We start from the raw sequence: 21653 nt of genomic DNA on the forward strand, positions 1-21653 counted from the left end.
TAAAGTTTCAGAATGCATTTTTGATAAGTCAGAGGGGAAAAAGAAGGTCAGAATCCGTTCAAAAATTGCACTTTCGAACAGTTTTGCAAAAGTGTGGGCAGCATCAACTCTTCAACAAAAGCGGCGGGCCGCCGAATTTTTGCACATTGTTTGATCCTGGCCGGATTGCTTCCCCGCGCTCTTCGGGTAAAAGTAGGTCATTACATCGGCGTTCTCGATACCAGGATCATTATGGAAGTAGATCAGTCAGAACAACGCATCGTCACACGGCTTTGTATTCAGTGCGGTCTTTTTTTACTCCAGCATGGGGCGGAGAGCGCCCTGGTTGAGGAGCTATCAACGCGTCTGGGACGCGCGCTGGGGATGGACAGCGTCGAAAGCGCGATCTCGTCAAACGCGATTGTGCTGACCACCATTAAAGACGGGCAGTGCCTGACCTCAACGCGTAAAAATAGCGATCGCGGTATTAACATGCACGTGGTCACAGAGGTGCAGCACATTGTCATCATGGCCGAGCATAAATTGCTGGACTATAAAGACGTCGGCAAGCGCTTCACGCAGATTAAACCGCTGCGTTACCCGCGCTGGCTGGTTGTGCTGATGGTGGGCCTCTCCTGTGCCTGTTTCTGCAAGCTCAACAACGGCGGTTGGGACGGTGCGCTCATCACCTTCTGCGCCAGCGCTATCGCCATGTACATCCGCCAGGTGCTGACCCACCGCTCAATGCACCCACAGATTAACTTCGGCCTGACCGCCTTTGTCGCCACCACCGTTTCCGGCCTGATGCTGCAACTACCCGCCTTTCATCAGACCTCAACGGTGGCGATGGCAGCCAGCGTGCTGTTGCTGGTGCCCGGCTTCCCGTTGATTAACGCAGTTGCCGACATGTTCAAAGGCCATATCAACACCGGTCTGGCGCGCTGGGCAATTGCCAGCCTGCTGACGCTGGCGACCTGCGTCGGCGTAGTGATGGCGATGACGTTATGGGGGCTGCGCGGATGGGTGTGATGCATTTTCTGTTTTTACTGGCGCAGGACGCCGTACTGTCGGCGATTCCCGCCGTCGGGTTCGCCATGGTCTTTAACGTCCCGCAACGCGCGCTGCCCTGGTGTGCGCTGCTGGGGGCGATCGGCCATACCTCACGATTCGCCATGATGACCGCCGGGTTTAATATCGAATGGGCCACCTTCCTGGCGGCGCTGCTGGTCGGCAGCATCGGCATCCAGTGGTCGCGCTGGTATCTGGCGCACCCTAAGATCTTCACCGTAGCCGCCGTCATTCCAATGTTCCCCGGTATTTCGGCGTACACGGCGATGATTTCTGCGGTCAAAATCAGCCACTTCGGCTACTCCGAAGAGCTGATGATCATGTTGCTGAGTAATTTCCTGAAGGCGTCGTCTATCGTCGGCGCACTCTCTATCGGGCTGTCGATTCCAGGCCTGTGGCTCTATCGCAAACGCCCAAGAGTGTGAAGCATCGGCGGTACGGGGAGTGCCGCCCATCCCATAGCTTGTGCTACTATGTGCACTATATACGGCGGTGCTTCCGCCCCCTTCCCGTTGTTTTTTCAGTATTGAGATAGTGTTATGTCTTCTCGTATTTTAACGCCTAACGTGATCGGTATTGACGCTTTCGTCGCCGAGCCTGCTGCGATTCTTGCGCAAACACAGGGCGGCGCGCTCGCCGTGTTTGCCAATAATCAGCCCGCGTTCTATGCCATTACGCAAGAACGTCTGGCGCAACTCCTGGCGCTGGAAGAAAAGCTGTCCCGACCGGGTAGCGACGTGACGCTGGATGCTCAATTTTTTGAGGAGCCAACCCCGGCACCTATCGCCATCCCCATGGGCAAATTTGCCATGTATGCGGGCTGGCAGCCTGACGCCGAGTTCCTGCGCCTTTCCGCGCTGTGGGGTATTGCATTAAGCGAGCCCGTTACGCCGGAAGAGCTGGCCTCTTTCGTCGCTTACTGGCAGGCGGAGGGGAAAGTGTTCCATCATGTACAGTGGCAGCAAAAGCTGGCGCGCAGCGTACAGATGGGCCGGGCCAACAATAACGGCCAGACGCGCCGCGATATCAACACCGTCAGCGAGCCTGACAGTCATATTCCACCTGGTTTCAGAGGTTGAGCATGAAAGACGTTGGTGAATTAATGAAGCGCCTGCAGAAAATGATGCCGGCGCATATCGAACCGGCATTTAAAACCGGCGAAGAGCTATTGGCCTGGCAGAAGGAACAGGGCGAGATCCGCGCCGCCGCGCTGGCGCGTGAGAATCGCGCTATGAAAATGCAGCGCACCTTTAACCGCTCCGGTATTCGTCCGCTGCATCAAAACTGTTCGTTTGAAAACTACCGCGTTGAAAACGAAGGTCAGATGAACGCACTGGCGAAAGCGAGGCAGTACGTAGAGGAGTTCGATGGCAACATCGCGAGTTTTATCTTCTCCGGCAAGCCGGGCACCGGGAAAAACCATCTCGCCGCCGCCATCTGCAACGAGTTGCTGCTGCGGGGCAAATCGGTGCTGATCATTACCGTGGCCGATATTATGTCCGCCATGAAAGAGACCTTCGGTAATCGGGAAACCAGTGAAGAGCAGCTGTTGAGCGATCTCAGCAACGTCGATCTGTTAGTGATCGATGAGATCGGCATGCAGACCGAATCACGCTATGAAAAAGTGATCATCAATCAGATTGTCGATCGCCGTTCTTCATCCAAACGCCCGACCGGCATGCTCACCAACAGCAATCTTGATGAAATGAATAAGATGCTGGGCGAGCGCGTGATGGACCGTATGCGCCTCGGTAATAGCCTATGGGTGATTTTCAACTGGGAAAGTTATCGCAGCCGCGTTACCGGCAAAGAGTATTAAGATAAATCCGGTGAATGATAGGCGTATACTCATCACGCCAACTTTTTAATAGCACACACGAGTACACCCATGAAATCAGTAAAATCGATGCTTTGCCGAGTTATTATTGCCAGCGCGTTTGTGTCTACCGCTGCGGGCGCCGTATCGTTAAATGATCTGAGCAGCGCGGCTACCCAGCTTACCGGCGGTAGCAGCTCGTCGCAGTCTGGCGGCACGTCTCTCTCTTCGCTCACCAGCCTGCTTAACGGCGGCAGCCAGTCTCTGAGCTCCAGCAGCATGAACAATGCGGCGGGGATCCTGGGCTACTGCGCGAAAGAGAAGCTGGCCTCCGTCACCAACGTCGACAACGTGAAAAACCAGGTGCTGGATAAACTGGGTCTCAACACGCAGGCAGAACAGAAACAGGATACCGGCTATATGGAAGGTATTCAGGGCCTGCTGAACGCGAAAGATGGCCAAAAACTCGATCTCGATAGCCTGGGCAACACTGAACTGGGCAAGAAAGTGAAAGCAAAAGCCTGTGATTTCGTATTAAAACAAGGCGTTAACTACATTTCCTGATGCTATTCCTGCGGCGAGCACCCTGCTCGCCGCACATATTCCGCTCAAAAAACATCCATTTCTAAACCAATTCCGAATAACAGCACACTTTCGCTACGATAGAATTGCAGACAGATGACGACACAATTACATTGTGAAGTTAACTTCTGTTCAGCCAGAGACCCTGGCGCTGTTGAGGACGTGTAGTGTCAGAGCTGTTATCCCTCGTGCTTTTTCTCGCTTCCATCGCTATCTATGCCTGGAAAGCGGGGCGTAACAAATGGTGGTTTGCTGCCACCCTAACGGTACTGGGCCTGTTTGTGGTCCTGAATATCACTCTGTACGCAAGCGACTACTTCACCGGCGATGGGATCAACGATGCCGTGCTCTACACGCTGACCAACAGCCTGACGGGTGCCGGCGTGGGCAAATATATTCTGCCGGGCATCGGCCTCGTCGTCGGGCTGGTAGCCGTCTTTGGCGCGCTGGGCTGGGTGCTGCGCCGCCGCCGTCACCATCCTCATCACTTCGGCTACAGCCTGGTTGCGTTAGCGCTGGCCGTGGGCTCCGTGGACGCCAGCCCGGCGTTTCGCCAGATTAGCGAGCTGGTAAAATCGCAGTCCCGCGATGGGGATCCCGACTTCGCGGCTTACTACAAAGAACCGTCGAAGACGATCCCGAACCCGAAAATGAACCTCGTTTATATCTATGGCGAAAGCCTGGAGCGCACCTATTTTGACGACCAGGCCTTCCCGAACCTGACGCCAGAACTGGGCTCGCTGAAAAACGAGGGGATCGATTTTAGCCACACCATGCAGCTGCCTGGTACCGACTACACCATCGCCGGTATGGTCGCTTCGCAGTGCGGCATTCCGCTCTTCGCGCCGTTTGAAGGTAACGCCTCCGCCTCACTGTCGAGCTTCTTCCCGCAGAACATCTGCCTTGGCGATATCCTGAAAAACTCGGGCTATGAAAACTATTTCGTACAGGGCGCCAACCTGCGCTTTGCCGGGAAAGACGTGTTCCTGAAATCGCATGGCTTCGACTATCTCTACGGTGCAGAAGAGCTGAAAACCACCGTCGCCGATCCGAGCTACAAAAACGATTGGGGCTACTACGACGACACCGTGCTGGATGAAGCGTGGAAGAAATTCGAGTCGCTGTCCCGCGAAGGCAAGCGCTTCTCGCTGTTTACCCTGACCGTAGATACCCACCACCCAGACGGCTTTATCTCACGCACCTGCAACCGCAAAAAGTATGAGATCGGCGGCAAAGCTAACCAATCGTTCAGCGCAGTGACCTGTAGCCAGGAAAACATCGCGGAATTTATCAATAAGATCAAAGCATCACCGTATTTTAAGAACACCATTATCGTCGTCTCTTCAGACCATCTGGCGATGAAAAACACCGCCTGGGACTACCTCAACAAGCAGGATCGCAGCAACCTGTTCTTTGTGATTCGCGGCGACCAGCCGGACGAGCAGGACGTGGTGGCGGTAAAACGTAACACCATGGATAACGGCGCAACGGTGCTGGATCTGCTCGGCGGGGATAACTTTATCGGCCTTGGCCGTAGCAGCCTGTCTGGCCAGTCGCTCTCGGAAGTGTTCCTCAATATGAAGGAGAAGGTGCTGGCCTGGAAACCGGACGTTATTCGTCTGTGGAACTTCCCGAAAGAGATCAAAAGTTTCTCTATCGATACCCAGAAAAACATGATCGCCTTCTCCGGCAGCCATTTCCGTCTGCCGCTGCTGCTGCGCGTCTCTGATAATCGCGTTGAACCGCTACCGGAAAGCGAATACTCCGCACCGCTGCGCTATCAGTTGGCAGATTTCGCCCCGCGCGATAACTTCGTCTGGGTGGATCGCTGCTACAAGATGGGCCAGCTGTGGTCGCAAAATCTATCGCTCTCCACCGACTGGTGCGTGTCCCAGGGACAGCTTGGCGGCGAGCAGAAAGTTCAGCACGTTGATAAAGCCCAGTGGAACGGCAAAACCGAGTTTAAAGACACGGTGATCGACATGGTGCGTTACAACGGCAACGTGGACTCACTCAAAACCGTCGACAACAATATTCGCTATAAAGCAGACAGCTTTATCTTCAACGTGGCGGGCGCGCCGGAAGAGGTGAAATCCTTCAGCGGTATATCCCGCCCGGAATCCTGGGGACGCTGGTCCAACGCCCAGCTAGGTCAGGAGGTGAAGATTGAGTATCAGCACCCGCTGCCGAAGCGCTTTGATTTGGTCATTACCGCCAAAGCTTTTGGCCCGAACGCCGATAAGCCCATTCCAGTTCGCGTCGGCAACAGCGAACAAACGCTGACGTTGGGCCACGAAGTCACCACCACGACGCTGCACTTCGATAATCCCTCCAGCGCCAATACGCTGGTCATTGTGCCGCCAGACCCGCAGTCAACCAATGAAGGGAATATCCTCGGCCATTCGCCTCGTCAACTCGGGGTTGGCATGGTCGAAATAAAAGTCATCGACGCCGAGGGCTAACCGCGGCACGCTTTCATAGGGGGTACACCACCCCTTATGAAAGCATATAAAGCTTTATAATCATTAAAAACCAGCCTTAATAACCATATAAATACTATTTGTATTTATAAATATACCGCAAAATTGAGTTTGACTAGCATTTACCAACACAAAAACTATTGGTAAACATTGCTGCGTAATCATGCTCACAGGGTATAAATTCGAATCCATTCGCTTCTTAGATGATGAAAATATCGTCGCCTGGGAAGTCCTCTCCACCGCACCAGCGCAAATTAACCTTGAGCTTTTTTTCAGCAATATGGCGCTGGAAGCCAGATTGTCCCTTTTCTTTGCCCAGCTATCACATGTGCTAAGTACGCCGCCCTGCGGCAAGTATTACCTCAATGCCAATGCAGAGGTCCTGCTCACCCCTGATTTTTTGCAGCGCCTGTGTAGTGAGTTCGGCACGATTGAAAACATCGCCATTGAACTCACTGACCTGGAGCAGCTTCCGCAGCTCTCGGCCGACGATAGCCAGCGGCTGCGTGCGCGTATTGCTACGCTGCGGGAAATGGGTATCGCGGTCTGGGCCGATGACGTCCATGACGACATTCTGCCTTGCCTCGTGGAACAGGATTACCGTTTCTCTGGCGCAAAAATTGATAAACATGCGTTCTGGACCGGTCGTGAATGCAAAGATGCCTTTCTCAAACTTGCCCACCTGTGCAAAAAAATAGCCGATGAGGTCCTCGTTGAAGGTATTGAAACCCTTGCTGACTTCCAATTAGCCCGTGATTCACACGCTAATTATGGTCAGGGCTTTTTGTGGAATAAATAGCCATGATCTATCCGCCATATCAGGTCGCTATTCTGAGCACAAACTATTTCCTATGGCTGGGGCTAAAGCACGCCCTTCCCTATATGGTGTGCCCAAATCCTGCTATTCAATGGTTGAATAAAGATAACGATGAGAGCGTATTTCAATTACGCGAGATCATTCTCCACGACGATAAAGAAGCAAAATGGTTGGTCATTACTGAGCATAACCGGGTACAGGAAGTACAACAATTCCTGCCGCCGGAACGCGCCTGCGTTTTCAGCGATAAACTCTCGCTCAGAGCACTGGGCCAGCAGCTTAATAAGCCCGAATTTCGCCGAACCTTACGCAAAGAATCACCGCTGACACAGTCAGAAATTCACGTTTGTTTATTGATAATATTGGGTTTTTCACCTAAGACCATTGCCGACATGCTGCACAAATCGCCGAAGACTATTTATACCCATCGCCGCAATGCTATGGCGAAATTTCACTGCAATACGCTGGCGGAATTACACCGAAAAATTCGCACTGTAAATAACAGTTCACTTTATCATTAATAACCAAAAGAAATCATAAGCATTTCCCACCAAATATTACCGCCATGCTTCCTGATTGAAATAGTCCAGAAACGCGAAGTGAACATTTTAATTACATTGTTAGGAATAGGCTGAGATTTAGCGAATAAAAGTATCCTTCAGGAGGTAGCCAAATTTACTATTTGCACAAATACCGTCCAGGAATACGTTTAATCCACGACTGCGTCAATTTATCTACCGGAGCTTATCTATGAAAAGGATGCCTATCGTCATTTTCAGCCTATTTTACTTGATGTCCCACTCTGCACTGGCAGACAGTTCTGCCACGGCAACCATGCACGTTTCGCTGGAAGTACTGAAGTCCTGCACGCTTCAGACCAACGATCTGAACTTCGCCAGCCACGGCTCTGACGAATCCCGCGAAATTAATACCTCTACTCAGCTTAGCGTGCTGTGTACCAACGGTACGCCGTTTAATCTCTCCGCGGCCAGCAGCGATAGCGAAAGCGACGGTACGTTTTGGCTCAAGCCAGAAGACAGCAGTCTTGGGGCACAGAACATTGCCTATAAACTGTATGCCGATGAAAGCAAGAAAACGCCGGTAAATGCCAGCGGCGGGATTGAAGGGACCGGTACCGGGCAGACCCAATCGGAAACCATCGTTGGTGTTATTGAAGCAGGTGCCCTGACCAATGCCAAAGCTGGTTTATACAGCGATGATGTCACCTTGAATCTGGTGTACTAAGCATGCGTCGTTTCTCTCTCTTTGCCCTTTGCTGGCTGGCTATTTTGTTCGCGTTTACCCACTACGCGCACTGCGCCACCCTGCAGGTGGCACCGGTGATGCTAAATCTCTCAGCCACTCAGCGTGCCGGCGCGCTGTACCTCACCAATACCGGTGACCAGCCCATTCATGCACAAATCCGCATCTACGACTGGACGCAATCCTCAGGGAAAGATGTCATGACGCTGACGAACGAGGTTGTCAGCAGCCCGGCGGTAACGTCGCTGGCACCCGGCCAGCGCCAGCTGGTACGTATTGTGGTGCTCAACCCTGCCCCCCATTCACAGGAGCAGAGCTTCCGGCTGCTGGTTGATGAACTGCCCCGTGCCCATCCCGGCGCCGACGGCCAGAACGGCGTCCATTTCCTGCTGCGCTACTCCATTCCGCTGTTTATCGCACCTGAGGATGTCGCGCAAAAAGATGAAGCCACGCAGCTCTCCTGTCAGCAGGGAAATGGGAATATCTGGTGCCAGAACTACGGCAATACGCATGTCCGCCTGAGCGACGTTCAGGCTATTGCTCGTAATGGGCAGGTGGTCGATTCGCTCTCAGGTCTGGCTGGCTATGTGCTTGCGGGGAAGCAATTTTCGCTGCCGTTTAAACGTACTCACCGCGATTTACTCTCCTCCTTACGCGCTTATCTGAATGAACACACCCAAGCCAGTCAGCTCAGCGTGCATTCTGCTGCTGTGGTTAATAGCCATGCCGCTTCGCGCTGAGCCGCCCGCTGAAACTACGCAGTATCTCTCCATCACCGTTAACCGTTCTCTTCACGACGGGCTGTGGCCCGTTCGCGTCGACAACGGCGAGCTATGGATAAACGTGGAAGATGCGGCGCGGTTGGGTATCGCTATGCCAGAATCATCCGCACCGTGGGTTAACCTTGCGGCGGTGCAGGGCATTCAGATCAGCTATGACGGCCTGCAGCAACAGCTTGCCCTCACGCTGCCTGAAGGGAAACTAGCCAACGTGCAGCATCTGGAAAATGCACCTCACCCTGCGTCGGATGCCCTGCCTCAGGCCGATGAAATGGGCAACCTCACGCTGGATTACTCACTCTACTCCAGCGAAACGCCAACGCTCACACAGACGAGCTTACAAAGCCAGCTGCAAACCTCCGGCTGGTTGCCGGGTCAGCTTAGCAACAGCATGAACAGCCGTTTTCAGCGCGGAGATAACGCCACGCCTGAGGCCAACACGCGTCTGATGACCACCTGGCAGCTGGATTTGCCCGCCTCGCTCACCAGTCTTTCGCTGGGTGATAACGTGACGACAGGCGTGAACTGGAGTCGCCAGGTGCGCTTTGGTGGCCTGCATCTGGCGCGGAATTTTCAGCTCGACCCGCAGCTCAATACTGCCCCCCGTACGGCCTATAGCGACAGCGTGGTATTACCGTCAACGGTCGATTTATATATCGACGGGCTTCAGCAGAGCCACCAGCAGGTCACACCGGGCAACTACGTGCTCAACACTCTTCCAACCTTCTCTGGCAGCGGTCAGGCACAAGTGGTGATCACCGACATCAACGGTCAACGCCGTGAAGTCACGCTCGATTTATACGGCGCTCCCAGTATGCTGGCACAGGGCGTCAGTAGCGGCTCGCTGGATATCGGCTGGCTGCGACAGCGCTATGCCGAGCGCTCTAACGATTACGCCGCTTCTCCGATGCTGGATGCCGGCTGGCGCTATGGCCTCAACAACAGCCTGACCCTCAGCACCCACACCGAGCAGCACCGGGATGCGCATAACCTCGGCATATCGGGCGACTGGTTGGTTTCACCGCTTTTGGGTATCGTCAGCAGCCATATCGCCGGTAGCCAAAGCCCGACGGGGGATGGCGTGAAGTGGGGATTTGGCTATCAGTGGAACGGGCAGGGTCTGGGCGTCGCCGCCAGTACCAGCCGCAGCAGCGATGCCTGGACGGATATCGCACGGCTCTCCGGCAGCCTGCCGGTCAGACGCACCGACAACGTGTGGATCAGCCAGGCGCTATCAGGCTGGGGAACGCTCGGCGCGGGATGGGTACGCCAGGACAGCGCCCGCTACCTTAATGCCAGTTGGTCAAAATCGTTCAGCAACCGCATCTCAACCACCTTCGCGTTTACCCATGCGCTCAGCACGGGGGATAAGACCGTTCAGTTGATGCTGTCCGTCCCGCTAGGCCGTAACGATACGGTATCGCTGCAGATGGGCAATCAATCCACGCGCGCAGACTATCGCCATCAGCCAGATTATCAGCTCGGCGGCTGGTCATGGCAGCTCAGCCAGAATAGCGGCAATACCCGACAACAGCACGCCGATCTGGGGTATCTGAGTCAGTACGGCGAGTGGCATGCGGGGATGGACCGCGATAACCAAAGCAACAGCCACTATCTCAGCGGAGAAGGATCTTTCATTCTGCTGGACTCACACCCCTACGCGCTGCGCTACAACCGTCAGGGCATTGCGCTGGTCACCACCGACGGCATTAGCGGCGTTCCGATTGCGGTGGAAAACCGCCCCGCGGGTACAACCGATACCAACGGCTTTCTGCTGCTAACGGATCTGCCCCGTTACCAGAACAGCAAAGTTTCACTCGACCCGCTGAATTTGCCGCCAGAGGTCGTCACACCGCTCACGGAAATGCACGCCACTCCAGGGCGGAGCGAAGCCGTCAAAGTTGATTTCCAGGTACACCGTTCACGCTTAGTCAGCGCACAGCTTATCGATCGGCAGAACAGACCGTTGCCTATCGGCAGCCTTGTGACCTTTGGCGATAGCCAGTCTATCGTTGGCCGCGAGGGCTTTATCTGGCTGGAAAACCCGCCGATGCCCGGCACGCTTGCGATACAGACCCCCTCAGGACGCTGCGAAGTGACTCTGCCAGCCTCCAGGGGCGAAACGACCATCAATCTGGGAGTCTTGCCGTGTCATTAAAAATCCCCCTCGTTCTGCTCCTGCTGCTGTGCGCGGGCCTCCTGTGCCGTCCGGCTCACGCCTCGAACTGCTGGATAACCCAGGGGGAAACCTCTGCCTTTGGTACGCTGGTCACCGGCAGCGGCAGTTCGACGCAGGCAAGCGTAAAATTCAGCTGCTACGCCGACTACGGCGAGACCCGCTACTTCAAGGTCTGCCTGAGCAGCCTGGATACCTCGCCGTTTAAAATGACCTCGAACGGTGATGAAGAAGGTAAGCAATACACCATGCTGTTTCGCCTCTATAGCGCCCTCGATACCAGCCAGGAACTGACCTCACAGGCATCAGGACGCGCGCTGCAAACCTCACTCACCGCGGGGGGAAACCAGGTTGTTGGCGGGACATTTCCCCTTCTGGCGTCCATACCGGCCGGGCAGAGTAACCTGCCTGTACGCAGCTACTTTAACTACACCATGGGGCTGAGGCTGACCTGGAACAGTGCGACGTCTACGGCGTCGCTGCCCAACTGTCAGGATGGCGAGAACGAAGGGGAAGCCATCGACAACTCCTCCAGCGCCAGCGCTACGCTGTCCGACAGTTGTTTTATTCAGAGCGTCACGCCGTTGGATTTTGGTACGGTCAACAGCACATCGCTGATGTCGCGGGTCGCCTCGACCGCCACCATTCGTTCTCGTTGCCCGGTTGGAACGCATTATTCATTGGGCATCAGCGCCGGTGAAAATGCCTCAGCCAGCCAGCGGCAGCTGTGTAACGATAAGCATCAGTGCCTGCAATATGCGCTGTGGCAGGATGCTGCCGCCACTACCCCCTGGGGAGAACAGATCGGCAGCAATACGCTGGAGGTCACGCACGAAGACGGAAACGTACAGAACTTCACCGTTTACGGCACCGTACCTCCGCAGACGCTCACCGGTACCGGCTTGTTTAGTGACGATGTGGTGATTACGCTTACTTATTAATCAGGTTTGGGCGAGTCGGATCAATGTTACCGATAACAATTCGAGTTAATATCTCCATCCACACGCAAAAACCACCTGGCTTCCCCAATCCGGATCGCTGAAAAAACATGAAATATCTGCTCGCGAACGTGCTTGTTTATGACAACGAGGACGGTTCACTGACACTACAAAACGATCCCGACTCGGACAGTCAGGTGCTCACCTGCACGGCGCAACATATCCTCAACCTGCTGATTGCCCATCACGGCATGGTGGTCGAGCGAGAAACGTTCTTCGAACAGGTGTGGGATGAGCGCGGCCTGCGCGGCTCCAGCAACTCACTGAATCAGTACATCAGTATTTTGCGGAAAATCTTCGCCACGCTGGTGCCTGATAGCCCGTTTATTGTCACCGTGCCAAAAGTCGGGTTTATGCTCAGCGCAGACACCTCCATCGTGCCGCTTTCTGCCCCGCCCGTCCCTACGGTGGTTAAACCCGAAAAAGTCTCCCCTCGCAGAAATTTTACCGCGCTCTACGCACTGATCACGGTTATCGTACTCACGCTTTGCGGCACGGCAATCGCCTGGAAAAATCAGCAACAGCAGGCTGAGATCTATTTACTGGATCATATCGACACCTGCCCGGTCTACACCCTCGCTCCGTTGGCAGATGTCTTCCGGGAGCGGGCCAGGACGCTGATAAAACAGATTAAAAACGATGGGGCGTTCTCCTGTCTGAACCATTCAGTGTTCTACGCGCACATTCAGGATCCCCTGCTGTACGGCGATGATGGCCGACTGGTACTCTCGCAATGCTCTCAGTTTCTTGGCAAAGCCAGCGCCTGCCAGACGCTCTATTACTACGAGTGGCAAAAGTGAAAAAGCATAAACGGCTGATTGTCGTCCTCCTTGTTAACCTGCTGATTATCCTTGGCACCTCGCTCTGGATACACAACACCACACGCCTCTCCATGACCTGCCAGGGCAGCCTGACCTATAAGGACAGCCATCAGGACAACCGCTTCTCATTTGAAGGAATGGTGGTGATGCACTTTGCGCCTGACGGTACCGGCTATTTCAATATGAACGGCGAGGTGCTGAACGATGGGCAACATACTAAAGTCTCTCGCCAGGAAAGTTTTGACTGGCACTACGTGCATGAAACGTTTTACGAGCTACACATTAAACAGGTCGAGAAGTTTGGCCACGACAACGTGCCCGCAGGGGTATTTGAAAAATACGCGCTGGGTATTACTCCGGGTCAGAAACGGCTGCTGAGTATTCGCAAAACACCGGATAACGCGATGATTATCAGTAATTTTTATTCGCCAATACTGGTTTGCGCCGGCTAATGACAAGCTATACTTGCCCCATGATAACTCTCGTTCGCCCGACCACCGCTGCGGATATCACCGTACTTCCTGACATTGAACGCACCGCCGGGCAACGCTTTCGGCAGATCCCTGAATTGAGCTGGCTGGCTCAAGGCCCCGTCATCTCTGCCCGTTGTCATCAGCATTATCGGCAGCAGGAAATGAGTTGGGTGGTAGAACACGGCGGTCAACCGCGTGGTTTTCTGTTAGCAGAGGCACAGGATTCGACGCTGTTTATTGTCGAGCTATCCGTGCATCAGGCAAGTCAGGGAATGGGATTGGGTCGGCGGCTTCTTAGCGATGTCGCGGGAGAGGCCAACGCGAGGGGTTTCACGTCGCTCACGCTCACCACCTTTCGGGATGTGCCCTGGAACGCGCCGTGGTATGCCCGAATGGGATTCGAAATGCTGCCGGAAGCATCGCTGAGCGCGGCGCTTCGGCAAAAGCTGGCACAGGAAGTGGCGCACGGCATGGCGTATGAATCACGCTGCGCCATGCGCCTGATGCTGAGCTAATGCGCCCTGACAGGGCGCATGTCATATCAGAAGGTTTCCCAGTTTTCCCCGGTGTCGGTTGCCGCCGCTTTACGCAGCGTACCCGGCGCTGGCGCAGTGGCCACGTTGACCGGTTCGCGCGCGGTACTTGCCTGGCCCTGCTGAATCCGGAACACGGCCACCGCCTGCGTCAGTCGGCTAGCCTGCTCTTCCAGCGCGGCGGCGGCTGCCGCAGACTCTTCCACCAGCGAGGCGTTCTGCTGGGTAACACGGTCCATTTCCGATACCGCGAGACCAACCTGGTCGATACCCCGACTCTGCTCATCCGATGCGGAAGCAATCTCGCCCATGATATCGGTTACGCGGGTCACCGCATTCACGATTTCATCCATCGTCTCGCCCGCGCTTTCTACCAGCGTGGAACCGAGGTCGACGCGATTTACCGAGTCTTCGATCAGGCTCTTAATCTCCCGTGCCGCCTGGGCGCTGCGCTGTGCCAGGTTGCGAACTTCACCTGCGACCACCGCAAAACCACGCCCCTGTTCACCGGCACGTGCAGCTTCCACCGCGGCGTTCAGCGCCAGAATGTTGGTCTGGAAGGCAATACCATCAATCACGCTGATAATGTCGGCGATTTTCTGCGAACTGGCAGTGATATCGCGCATGGTTTGCACCACGTTATCCACCACTTTACCGCCCTTCTGCGCGGTTTCCGATGCGCTCAGCGCCAGATGGCTCGCCTGACGGGCGTTTTCGGCGTTCTGCTTCACGGTCGCCGTCAGCTCTTCCATACTGGCCGCCGTCTCTTCCAGAGAAGCCGCCTGCTGCTCGGTACGTGAAGAGAGGTCGTTGTTGCCCATCGCAATTTCGCTTGCACCGCTGTAAATGGCGTGGGCCCCTTGACGAACTTCGCCCACGGTACGCGCCAGTTCACCCTGCATATGGCGCAGAGAGTGTGCCAGCTCGCCCATTTCGTTGTCGCTTTCCACCTCGATGCGTTTGACCAGGTCACCGCCTGCAATGTGGCGAATGCTGTCGATTAAACGATTCAGTGGTTCGATAAGCGTTTTGCGCACGCCCAGCCAGACGAAGATGATTACGGCCAGAACGGCGATCATCACGCTAAACAGGATCCACATGGCCTGCGTGTAGGAGGCATTGCTGTCGTTGACCGCCAGGTCGTACAGGCTGTCGTTCTGTTGCAGATAGTTGACGTACGCCTTCTCAAAGCCGTCCTGATAACCCTGGGTCGGCTGGTCGAAGAAGTCGTTGATTTTGCCTGCGCCCAGCAACTGGATAAGCTCGGACAGCGCGCCGTGGTAGATGTCGTAGTTACGCTGGATTTCCAGCGCTGCCGCTTCGCTCTGACGCGGATCGCGCGGCATCGCTTCGTACTCAGCCCAGCGTTTTTCCGCATCTGACAGTGATTTGGTGGCAATCTGCATCAGCTCGGCGACGGTGGCGCCGCTGCCAATATTGTTCTGATCCATCATGTAACGGATCCCCGCGCGGTTCAGGGTATTGCGGGTTTGCAGCAGAGCAACCCAGCTCCCGTTCAGCCCGGACTGCTGCTGACGCACGGTTTGCAGAATAGTGAAGTTCTCTTTGTCATGCTTCAAAGAGTTAAAGAACAGTCCCCCTGACGCCAGTTGTAACAGGCCAAACAACACCAAAACCAGCACAAGGCTGGTGACGATCTTTATACGTTTTAACATGTTTCTCTTTCCTCCGGACGAATAACGAGTTTTCGGCGGGAAAAGACAAAACTTTATAGAAAATGTGACTATTAATACGCGGTAACGGCGCGATTTTGCATCAGAGGTCGGTGTGCTCTGTTCCCTTTTTAAGGGGGATGAGGGTTTATCTCCGGGTTAGCCTGTTCCCCTCACCCTAACCCTCTCCCCAAAGGGGCGAGGGAACCGATAGGTGCAAATTGATAGGCTGGGAATTAAAACATGCCACCGGGCTGCCCCCTCTCCCTTTTTAAGGGAGAGGGTTGGGGTGAGGGTTTAACGCTGAGCTGGCCTATTCCCCTCACCCGAGCCCTCTCCCCATAGGGGCGAGGGAACTGATGAGTGCAGATTGACGGATCACGTAGCCCGGCCAAGCGCAGCGCCGCCGGGGATGCTCGTTACCCGCGCAGCGCACAAATCTCGTCGTACAGGCCACGAGAAACATCCAGCCCATGCAACTCACTTTGCTCGCGCGCCAGATAACGTCGCTCACCCGGCAGCCTCGCGCCCTGCGCCTGCATGCCGCTAAACAACGTCTCGGCGCGCACCAGATGCGCCTCTGCCTCTGCACCCAGGAAACGCTGAGGGTCGAGCGCCAGAATCAACTCGCCGCCGTACGGCAGGCCGCCCGCGCCGTTATCCCACGCTAACGATTCGGCGCTGGTCATATCGCCAATCAGCGGGCCGGCGAACAGTTCCACCATTGCCGCCAGCGCCGAGCCTTTATGGCCGCCGAAGGTCAGCATCGCCCCGTCCAGTACCGCTTGCGGGTCGGTGGTAGGTTGACCGTCGCTATCAATCCCCCAACCTTCTGGAATTGGCTTACCCGCCCGCTGATGTAGCTGAATCTCACCGCGTGCTGCGGCGCTGGTCGCCATATCAAAAATAAACGGCGGCTTCTCACCGCGCGGCCAGCCAAACGCAATCGGGTTGGTGCCAAACAGCGGCTGGGTGCCGCCCGCTGGGGCCACCCACGCGTGGCTTGGCGTACAGGCGTAGCCCACCAGCCCCACATCGGTCAGCGGTTCCACGTCGGCAAACAGCGCCGAGAAGTGCACGCAACGGTTGATCGCTAGCGCCGCAATGCCGCAGTGGCGAGCTTTTTCAATCAGCAGCGGCAGCGCTTTTTCATAGGCACAGAGTGAATACGCCCCGTTGGCATCCGCTTTCACGATAGCGGGCGCCTGATCGACAATCGTCGGTTCCGCATCCGGCGACACCTTGCCTTTGCGCAGGGTTTCTACGATCCCCAGCAGGCGCCACAGGCCGTGTGAAGCACAGCCGTCGCGTTCACCCGCGGTGACGTTGCGGGCGATAGCGTCGGCATGAGCTGACGAGAATCCATTGGAACTGAGGACGTCGAAGGCCAGTTGATAGGCTTCCTTAAGCGCGATGTTGATGGTTGTCATTGTTGTTCTCCATATTGTAGGGCTGGCGTATAGGGTAGACGGATGCGAGAAATTTAATCAGCTTAACATAGTGATATGCATCACATTTTCACCCTTCCCCCGCCGCTTAAGAAACCACTCATAGGCATTTTTGACCGCTTAGCCATCGCTTTCAACCGCTCACCGATTTACCCAACTTTACGCGCGCGTATCTCTGGCAAGCTTGTCATCAGCATAACGGTCAATACCTCCTCAAACCCAAACTCAAAACAACGGCAGCTTCGGCTGATTATTCATCCTATTAGAACCAGGTTTTACTATGGATACGAAAAAGCTATTCAAGCACATACCCTGGGTGATTCTCGGAATCATCGGTGCATTTTGCCTCTCGGTCGTCGCACTGCGCCGCGGTGAGCACGTCAGTGCCCTGTGGATCGTCGTCGCGTCGGTTTCTGTTTATCTGGTGGCGTATCGCTACTACAGCCTCTACATCGCCCAGAAGGTGATGAAGCTTGACCCAACGCGTGCGACGCCGGCGGTCATTAATAACGATGGCCTGAACTACGTGCCGACCAACCGCTACGTGCTGTTCGGCCACCACTTCGCCGCTATCGCCGGTGCAGGCCCGTTGGTAGGGCCGGTACTGGCCGCGCAGATGGGCTACCTGCCGGGTACGCTCTGGCTGCTGGCGGGCGTGGTGCTCGCGGGTGCGGTGCAGGACTTTATGGTGCTGTTTATCTCCACGCGTCGTAACGGTTCGTCGCTGGGTGAAATGGTCAAAGAAGAGATGGGCCGCGTGCCGGGCTCCATTGCCCTGTTCGGCTGCTTCCTGATTATGATCATCATCCTGGCGGTATTGGCGCTGATCGTGGTGAAAGCCCTGGCAGAAAGCCCGTGGGGCGTGTTCACCGTCTGCTCAACCGTGCCAATTGCGCTGTTTATGGGTATCTACATGCGCTTTATCCGCCCGGGCCGCGTAGGCGAAGTGTCGGTGATTGGTATCGTGCTGCTGGTTGCCTCTATCTACTTCGGCGGCGTGATTGCCCACGACCCGTACTGGGGCCCGGCGCTGACCTTTAAAGATACCACCATCACCTTCGCGCTGATTGGTTACGCCTTTATCTCTGCCCTGCTGCCGGTCTGGCTGATTCTGGCACCGCGCGACTACCTCGCCACCTTCCTGAAAATCGGCGTTATCGTGGGCCTGGCGCTCGGCATCGTGATCCTCAACCCGGATCTGAAAATGCCAGCCGTGACCCAGTACATCGACGGCACCGGCCCACTGTGGAAAGGCGCGCTGTTCCCGTTCCTGTTTATCACCATCGCCTGTGGCGCAGTTTCTGGCTTCCACGCGCTGATCTCCTCCGGCACCACGCCGAAGCTTCTGGCGAACGAAAACGATGCGCGTCTGATTGGTTACGGCGCCATGCTGATGGAGTCCTTCGTGGCGATTATGGCGCTGGTTGCAGCGTCTATCATCGAACCGGGCCTCTACTTCGCGATGAACACCCCTCCAGCGGGCCTTGGCATCACCATGCCAAACCTGCATGAGATGGGCGGCGAGAACGCGGCGCTGATTGCCGCACAGCTGAAAGATGTGACTGTCCACGCAGCGGCGACCGTCAGCTCCTGGGGCTTCGTCATCACCCCTGAGCAGATCCTGCAAACGGCGAAAGATATCGGCGAACCGTCGGTACTGAACCGCGCAGGCGGCGCGCCAACTCTGGCGGTTGGTATTGCTCACGTGTTCCACAAAGTGCTGCCGATGGCCGATATGGGCTTCTGGTACCACTTCGGTATTCTGTTCGAAGCGCTGTTCATCCTCACCGCGCTGGATGCCGGTACCCGTGCGGGCCGCTTTATGCTGCAGGATTTGCTCGGTAACTTCGTACCATTCCTGAAGAAAACCGACTCTCTGGTGGCTGGCGTGGTCGCCACTGCGGGCTGCGTGGGCCTGTGGGGTTACCTGCTGTATCAAGGCGTGGTCGACCCGCTGGGCGGCGTGAAGAGCCTGTGGCCGCTGTTCGGTATCTCTAACCAGATGCTGGCTGCCGTAGCGCTGGTACTGGGTACCGTTATCCTGATTAAGATGAAGCGCACCAAATACATCTGGGTGACCACCATCCCGGCTGTCTGGCTGCTTATCTGCACCACCTGGGCGCTGGGCCTGAAACTGTTCAGCACCAACCCGCAGATGGAAGGCTTCTTCTTCATGGCGAATCAGTACAAAGAGAAGATTGCTGCCGGTGGTGAACTGACTGCACAGCAGATTGCCAACATGAACCATATCGTTATCAACAACTACACCAACGCAGGCCTGAGTATTCTGTTCCTGGTGGTGGTGTACAGCATCATCTTCTACGGTTTCAAAACCTGGATGCAGGTGCGCAATAGCGATAAACGTACCGACAAAGAAACACCGTACGTGCCGGTACCGGAAGGCGGTGTGAAGACCTCTTCACACCACTAATCCACCGAACCCTCCCTCTCCCTCCGGGAGAGGGTCGGGGTGAGGGAAAACGTGTTCCCCAGCCCGATAGAGATAACCTCGTCGGGCTTTGTCTTATCAGGATGGTCTATGTTTGGTAACTTAGGGCAAGCTAAAAAATATCTCGGTCAGGCGGCAAAAATGCTGATTGGCATTCCGGATTACGACAACTACGTCGAACATATGCAGACCAACCATCCGGATAAACCGTACATGACCTACGAAGAGTTTTTCCGCGAGCGCCAGCAGGCACGCTACGGCGGCGATGGAAAAGGCGGCATGCGCTGCTGTTAAAGGAGACATCATGGCACCGATTGCAGTTACCCTACTTACCGGTTTCCTCGGCGCGGGCAAAACCACCCTGCTGCGCCACATCCTCAACGAACAGCACGGCTTTAAAATTGCCGTGATTGAAAACGAGTTCGGCGAAGTCTCCGTCGACGATCAGCTGATTGGCGACCGCGCCACCCAGATCAAAACCCTGACCAATGGCTGCATCTGCTGCACCCGTTCTAACGAGCTGGAAGACGCGCTGTTAGACCTGCTCGATAACCTCGACCAGGGCAATATCAGCTTTGACCGTCTGGTCATTGAGTGCACCGGCATGGCCGACCCCGGCCCGATCATTCAGACCTTTTTCTCCCATGAGGTGCTGTGCGAACGCTACCTGCTGGACGGCGTGATTGCGCTGGTTGACGCGGTACACGCCGACGAGCAGATGAACCAGTTCACCATCGCCCAGTCGCAGGTGGGCTACGCCGACCGTATTCTGCTGACCAAAACCGACGTCGCCGGCAAGGCCGAAAAGCTGCGTGAACGCCTGACCCGCATCAACGCCCGCGCGCCGATTTACACCGTCACCCACGGCGATATCGACCTCGGCCTGCTGTTCAACACTAACGGCTTTATGCTGGAAGAGAACGTCACCTCGAAGCCACGCTTCCACTTTATGGCCGACCAGCAAAACGACGTGTCGTCTATCGTCGTCGAACTGGACTACCCGGTGGATATCAGCGACGTCTCCCGCGTGATGGAGAATCTGCTGCTGGACTTCGCCGATAAGCTGCTGCGCTACAAAGGGATGCTGTGGATTGATGGCGAGCCGAACCGCCTGCTGTTCCAGGGTGTGCAGCGTCTGTACAGCGCCGATTGGGACAGGCCGTGGGGCGATGAAGCGCCGCACAGCACGCTGGTGTTTATTGGCATCCAGCTACCGGAAGAAGAAATCCGCGCGGCGTTTGCAGGATTGAAAAAATAACCCGTAGCCCGGCCGAGCGAAGCACCGCCGGGAATGGCTCGGTGCAAATCCCGGCGGAGCTTCGCTTCGCCGGGCTACGCAACAGCTTAAATCACGCTCTCACTTGGCCTGGAGGGGTAATTAAATGCGTAGAAATGTAAATTCCCATTTTTATTCATGACAATTGGAGTGTTTTTGGAAATTATTAGAAAGGCAATTAATTCATTGCCAACCAATATCCCCCGCTCTGTTCAAGGTCCGTTTAGTCAAACACTAAACGGGCGCTAAACATCAAAACGCTAATCATTGACGCTGGTAAAAACAAACACTCAAGCAACAAAAAAAGACCATGTCGATTACAATGCCAGCATTAAAAATCGACATGAGTCACATTTGCAGAAATAAAATCCACTTGTTAAGGTGCCCTCAGATTAATTTTATGACGAGGTCTACACCATGAAAAAGCTTAATATTCTGCTCCTTTCCGCTCTGACTGCTGTATCCGGTTCCGCACTGGCAATGGGTGGCAGCATTGAGCAAGGTAAGAACTTCACCAACCTTAATCTGGAAATGGGCAAATCCTCTTCCGGCCTCTATGCGGAAAGCAACTGGCTGAAAAATACCGATGACGGTACGCAGACCGGCGGCGTGGGTGCAGGCTATAACTTTGAAGTTGGCCCGGTCATGCTGAACGCTGGCGCTAAAGCCATCTACCTCGGGCCGAAAAAAGGCGATAACGGCGTTGCGTTCCCTATCGGTGGCGGCGTAAACGTGGCGCTGACCGACAGCATTAACGTGTTTGGTGAAGGCTATGTCGCACCAGAAGGGCTGAACAACAGCGTGAAAAACTACGTTGAAGCCAACGGCGGCGTGAGCTGGACCCCAATCAAACCGGTAACGCTGAAAGTGGGCTACCGCCACGTGAGCGTTGACGGTAAAGACGGTCGCCCTGGCCACACGCTGATTGACGGTGCGTACGTGGGCGGCGGCGTGACTTTCTAATAAAACGGAAAACCCGCGCTATACCGACAAAAAAAACCTGCCAGACGGCAGGTTTTTTT

The 21653-nt window shown here is 55.4% G+C and carries 21 protein-coding genes; 19 read left to right on the forward strand and 2 right to left on the reverse strand.

Annotated elements, in window-relative coordinates; all coding sequences use genetic code 11:
- Positions 1-231: 231 nt before the first annotated feature.
- From V6940_RS12570 to V6940_RS12640, 15 genes are all read left to right on the forward strand, one after another.
- Entirely contained in the window at positions 232-1008 is a 777-nt protein-coding gene (locus V6940_RS12570; protein WP_185668233.1) for a threonine/serine ThrE exporter family protein, read from the forward strand.
- On the forward strand, positions 999-1472 hold the full coding sequence (locus V6940_RS12575; RefSeq protein WP_185668232.1) for a threonine/serine exporter: 474 nt from the start codon (positions 999-1001) through the stop codon (positions 1470-1472). The genes V6940_RS12570 and V6940_RS12575 overlap by 10 nt, the downstream gene beginning before the upstream one ends.
- Positions 1473-1586: 114 nt before the next feature.
- A complete protein-coding gene (gene dnaT / locus V6940_RS12580) occupies positions 1587-2126 on the forward strand; it encodes a primosomal protein DnaT (protein ID WP_333496086.1) in 540 nt (179 codons plus the stop codon).
- A gap of 2 nt (positions 2127-2128) precedes the next feature.
- On the forward strand, positions 2129-2866 hold the full coding sequence (gene dnaC / locus V6940_RS12585) for a DNA replication protein DnaC (protein ID WP_220440311.1): 738 nt from the start codon (positions 2129-2131) through the stop codon (positions 2864-2866).
- A 69-nt stretch (positions 2867-2935) separates the two neighbouring features.
- Positions 2936-3427, forward strand: coding sequence for a DUF2501 domain-containing protein (locus tag V6940_RS12590; protein ID WP_185668229.1), 492 nt, complete (start codon positions 2936-2938; stop codon positions 3425-3427).
- Between the two features lie 185 nt (positions 3428-3612).
- Positions 3613-5907, forward strand: coding sequence for a phosphatidylglycerol--membrane-oligosaccharide glycerophosphotransferase (gene opgB / locus V6940_RS12595; RefSeq protein ID WP_333496087.1), 2295 nt, complete (start codon positions 3613-3615; stop codon positions 5905-5907).
- Positions 5908-6088: 181 nt separating this feature from the next.
- Positions 6089-6724, forward strand: a complete 636-nt coding sequence (locus tag V6940_RS12600; RefSeq protein WP_333496088.1) for an EAL domain-containing protein — start codon at positions 6089-6091, stop codon at positions 6722-6724.
- Positions 6725-6726: 2 nt separating this feature from the next.
- The gene (locus V6940_RS12605) at positions 6727-7263 is read left to right on the forward strand and encodes a helix-turn-helix transcriptional regulator (RefSeq protein ID WP_185668226.1); all 537 of its coding nucleotides are present in this window, start codon (positions 6727-6729) and stop codon (positions 7261-7263) included.
- Positions 7264-7492: 229 nt separating this feature from the next.
- Positions 7493-7987 (forward strand): Csu type fimbrial protein, encoded by a 495-nt coding sequence (locus tag V6940_RS12610; RefSeq protein ID WP_333496089.1) that lies wholly within the window; start codon positions 7493-7495, stop codon positions 7985-7987.
- A gap of 2 nt (positions 7988-7989) precedes the next feature.
- The gene (locus V6940_RS12615) at positions 7990-8745 is read left to right on the forward strand and encodes a fimbrial biogenesis chaperone (RefSeq protein ID WP_333496090.1); all 756 of its coding nucleotides are present in this window, start codon (positions 7990-7992) and stop codon (positions 8743-8745) included.
- Positions 8729-10942 (forward strand): fimbria/pilus outer membrane usher protein, encoded by a 2214-nt coding sequence (locus V6940_RS12620; RefSeq protein WP_333496091.1) that lies wholly within the window; start codon positions 8729-8731, stop codon positions 10940-10942. Before V6940_RS12615 ends, V6940_RS12620 begins: the two co-directional genes overlap by 17 nt.
- The gene (locus V6940_RS12625; RefSeq protein WP_333496092.1) at positions 10933-11901 is read left to right on the forward strand and encodes a Csu type fimbrial protein; all 969 of its coding nucleotides are present in this window, start codon (positions 10933-10935) and stop codon (positions 11899-11901) included. The genes V6940_RS12620 and V6940_RS12625 overlap by 10 nt, the downstream gene beginning before the upstream one ends.
- A 107-nt stretch (positions 11902-12008) precedes the next feature.
- Positions 12009-12758 carry a winged helix-turn-helix domain-containing protein gene (locus tag V6940_RS12630; protein ID WP_333496093.1) on the forward strand — a complete coding sequence of 250 codons (750 nt, stop codon included), beginning with the start codon at positions 12009-12011 and terminating at the stop codon, positions 12756-12758.
- A complete protein-coding gene (locus V6940_RS12635; RefSeq protein WP_333496094.1) occupies positions 12755-13231 on the forward strand; it encodes a hypothetical protein in 477 nt (158 codons plus the stop codon). The genes V6940_RS12630 and V6940_RS12635 overlap by 4 nt, the downstream gene beginning before the upstream one ends.
- 20 nt (positions 13232-13251) lie before the next feature.
- Positions 13252-13767, forward strand: coding sequence for a GNAT family N-acetyltransferase (locus V6940_RS12640; protein WP_333496095.1), 516 nt, complete (start codon positions 13252-13254; stop codon positions 13765-13767).
- 26 nt (positions 13768-13793) lie between these two features.
- Here the strand turns inward: V6940_RS12640 and tsr are convergent, their stop codons facing one another.
- Together tsr and V6940_RS12650 are read right to left on the reverse strand one after the other, a co-directional pair.
- A complete protein-coding gene (gene tsr / locus V6940_RS12645) occupies positions 13794-15461 on the reverse strand; it encodes a methyl-accepting chemotaxis protein (RefSeq protein WP_333496096.1) in 1668 nt (555 codons plus the stop codon).
- 416 nt (positions 15462-15877) lie between these two features.
- On the reverse strand, positions 15878-16888 hold the full coding sequence (locus tag V6940_RS12650; RefSeq protein WP_333496097.1) for an Ldh family oxidoreductase: 1011 nt from the start codon (positions 16886-16888) through the stop codon (positions 15878-15880).
- A gap of 298 nt (positions 16889-17186) precedes the next feature.
- On the opposite strand from V6940_RS12650, the gene btsT reads away from it, so the two are divergent.
- From btsT to V6940_RS12670, 4 genes are all read left to right on the forward strand, one after another.
- Positions 17187-19337, forward strand: a complete 2151-nt coding sequence (gene btsT / locus V6940_RS12655; protein WP_333013053.1) for a pyruvate/proton symporter BtsT — start codon at positions 17187-17189, stop codon at positions 19335-19337.
- Positions 19338-19445: 108 nt separating this feature from the next.
- Entirely contained in the window at positions 19446-19649 is a 204-nt protein-coding gene (locus V6940_RS12660) for a YbdD/YjiX family protein (protein WP_035893372.1), read from the forward strand.
- Positions 19650-19659: 10 nt separating this feature from the next.
- On the forward strand, positions 19660-20613 hold the full coding sequence (yjiA, locus tag V6940_RS12665; protein WP_333496098.1) for a GTPase: 954 nt from the start codon (positions 19660-19662) through the stop codon (positions 20611-20613).
- A 435-nt stretch (positions 20614-21048) separates the two neighbouring features.
- The gene (locus V6940_RS12670; protein ID WP_333496099.1) at positions 21049-21594 is read left to right on the forward strand and encodes a YfaZ family outer membrane protein; all 546 of its coding nucleotides are present in this window, start codon (positions 21049-21051) and stop codon (positions 21592-21594) included.
- Positions 21595-21653: the final 59 nt, after the last annotated feature.

It is taken from the genome of Kluyvera sp. CHPC 1.251 (assembly GCF_036759945.1).
In the GTDB taxonomy this organism is placed as follows: Bacteria; Pseudomonadota; Gammaproteobacteria; order Enterobacterales; family Enterobacteriaceae; genus Kluyvera; species Kluyvera sichuanensis.